Below are 2,280 nucleotides of genomic sequence, written 5' to 3'. Positions count from 1 at the left end.
CGGCTACGGCGCGCACCGCCTCGGCCAGGGAGGCGGTGTGGCCGTAGCCGGAGTGGTACGCGACGGAGACGACAGGACTGGTCATCGGGATGCTCCTCGAGAGGCGGCGGGGCGTGCCCCAACAGAGAAGCACTAACTTTTAGAAAGCGCAAACTTTTTGATTGCGCTACCTAGCAGATCGCGCCATCTTCGGGAGCGCGCTGCGCCGGAGTATGCTTGCACCATGAGCACCCCGGAGTTCGACGTCTTCGGGCGCGCATGCCCGTCGCGCCCCGCGCTGGAACACGTCACCGGTCGCTGGGGAAGCCTCGCACTGGGCGCGCTCGCGCAGGGCCCGCTGCGCTTCAACGAGCTGCGCCGCCGAGTCGAGGGCGTCAGCGAGAAGATGCTCTCCCAGACCCTGCACGCGCTGGAGCGCGACGGCCTGGTGCACCGCGAGGCGCAGCCCACCAACCCGCCGCGCGTCGACTACAGCCTCACCCCGCTGGGCCGGGACACCGCCGAGCAGCTGCTGACCCTGATCAGCCTGATCGAGGAGCGGATGCCCGAGGTGCTGGCCGCACAGCGGCGCTACGACGCGCGGAACTGTCCCGGGGCCTGACCGAGGGCGGCCCGGCGCAGACCGCCGGCGGCTCGGCGGCCGCCCACCGGCTCAGAGGATGACGTGCGGAAGGAAACGCGCGTACTCGTCGGTGACCGGGCCGGCGGACTCACGGATGCCCAGCCCGGCCGCCTCGTCGTCCACCACCCAGGCGCCCAGCACCACCCGGTTGCCGTCGAAGTCCGGCAGGGGGGCGAGCTGCTGCCAGCAGTGCCGCTCGGCGGGGTCGGGCGTCGGCACCGGACCGCTGCCGTCGTACAGGACGACACCCGCGCCCTCCCGGCCCAGCAGCGGCTTGGCGGCCCAGTGGACCAGGTCGCGGGGACCGTCCAGATAGGCGGGCAGCAGGTTGGGATGGCCCGGGTAGAGCTCCCAGAGGATTGCCAGCAGCGCCTTGTTGGAGAGCAGCATCTTCCAGGCCGGCTCGATCCACAGCGTGGAGCCGCTGCCGCCGCCCAGGTCGGCGGTGCGCAGGGCGTGGTGGCCGAAATCGTCCCCGACCAGCCACTCCCAGGGGTAGAGCTTGAAGATCGAGCGAATGAAGCGGTACTGCTCGTCGACGAAACGGCCGGAGAGCGAGTCCCAGCCGATGTCCTCCATCGCGATGCCCCGGGTGTCCAGGCCCGCCTGCTGGGCGGTCTCCATCAGATAGACGACCGTCATCTGGTCCTCGCCGTACTTGTCGTCGTGCGAGTGCGCGAAGTAGACCGGCTGCCCGGCCGGCAGCAGATGCGCCTGCCTGCGCCAGGAGGCCACCAGCCGCTCGTGCAGCGAGTTCCACTGGTCCGCGCCGGGGAACCGCTCCTCCATCCAGAACCACTGCGGCGACGCCGCCTCCACCAGCGAGGTCGGGGTGTCGGCGTTGTACTCCAGCAGCTTCGCCGGGCCGGAGCCGTCGTAGCGCAGGTCGAAGCGGGCGTACACACTGGGCTGCTCCGCCCGGCGCCGCCAGGAGGCGGCCACCGCGGCGGCGACGGCGGGGTCGGTGACGCCGAGGTCGGCGAAGCGGTCCCGCTCCACGATGTGGGCCGCCGCCGCCAGGCACATGCCGTGCAGCTCCTCGACGACCTCCTCCAGCGCCTCCACCTCCGGGAGGCTGAAGGAGTAGTACGCCGACTCGTCCCAGTAGGGGCGCAGCGACTCGTCCGGGTAGCGGGTGAGGGGGTAGATCAGGCCCTGCTCCTCGACGGTCTGCTGCCAGCCGGGGCGGGGGTCGATGCGGTGGCGCTGCACGGGGCGGTCAGCTGCCGCTGTGCCCGTGGCCGCCGAAGCCGCCCTTGCTGACACCGGAGTGCGAGGAGGACCGGGACCGCGAGGAGTAACGGGGACCGGTGTAGCGGTGCCCGTAGCTGTGGTAGGTCGACGTGCCGCGGTGGCTGCCGTTGTCGTCCTCGTACCACTGGTAGCGGTCCGTGGTGGCGTAGCCCTGGCCGGGCTGGCTGTCGCACAGCCGGTCGGCGACGTTCTTGAAGGTCTGGGTGTCGACGCACCGCAGATCGGGGCTGTCGTCGCTGCCGCAGGAGGTGAGGGCCAGGGCCACCGCGCTCACGATGCCCAGGGACACCGCGTTGGAACGCATCCGTCTCGCACCCGGTACTGCCATGACTGCCCACTCCCCCGTCCGCCGGCACGTTGCTGTGGCCGCACAGACTATCGGGCCGGCGGTACGGGGGAGTGGG

General features: G+C 71.2%; 3 protein-coding genes and 1 pseudogene. 1 reads left to right on the top strand and 3 read right to left on the bottom strand.

What is annotated here, in order from left to right; genetic code table 11:
- A pseudogene (locus AOK09_RS42605) lies at positions 1-85 on the bottom strand (NADPH-dependent FMN reductase); the annotation flags it as partial.
- 138 nt (positions 86-223) lie between these two features.
- Between AOK09_RS42605 and AOK09_RS28615 the strand changes: the two are divergent.
- On the top strand, positions 224-601 hold the full coding sequence (locus AOK09_RS28615; RefSeq protein WP_055590141.1) for a winged helix-turn-helix transcriptional regulator: 378 nt from the start codon (positions 224-226) through the stop codon (positions 599-601).
- Between the two features lie 51 nt (positions 602-652).
- Here AOK09_RS28615 and AOK09_RS28610 read toward each other — a convergent pair whose 3' ends face one another.
- Both AOK09_RS28610 and AOK09_RS28605 read right to left on the bottom strand, forming a co-directional pair.
- Positions 653-1,834: a glutathionylspermidine synthase family protein gene (locus tag AOK09_RS28610; protein ID WP_055590140.1), complete on the bottom strand. Its 1,182-nt coding sequence runs from the start codon at positions 1,832-1,834 to the stop codon at positions 653-655.
- A gap of 7 nt (positions 1,835-1,841) precedes the next feature.
- Complete coding sequence (locus AOK09_RS28605; RefSeq protein WP_055590139.1) at positions 1,842-2,180, bottom strand: hypothetical protein; 339 nt, start codon at positions 2,178-2,180, stop codon at positions 1,842-1,844.
- Between the last annotated feature and the right edge of the window lie 100 nt (positions 2,181-2,280).

Source organism: Peterkaempfera griseoplana, assembly GCF_001418575.1.
Taxonomy (GTDB): Bacteria; Actinomycetota; Actinomycetes; order Streptomycetales; family Streptomycetaceae; genus Peterkaempfera; species Peterkaempfera griseoplana.
This window is presented reverse-complemented; position numbering and strand designations above follow the sequence as displayed.

Coding starts and splice junctions, on each gene's coding strand:
- AOK09_RS28615 (WP_055590141.1), top strand. CDS start 224: ATGAGCACCCCGGAGTTCGACGTCTTCGGGCGCGCATGCCCGTCGCGC.
- AOK09_RS28605 (WP_055590139.1), bottom strand. CDS start 2,180: ATGCGTTCCAACGCGGTGTCCCTGGGCATCGTGAGCGCGGTGGCCCTG.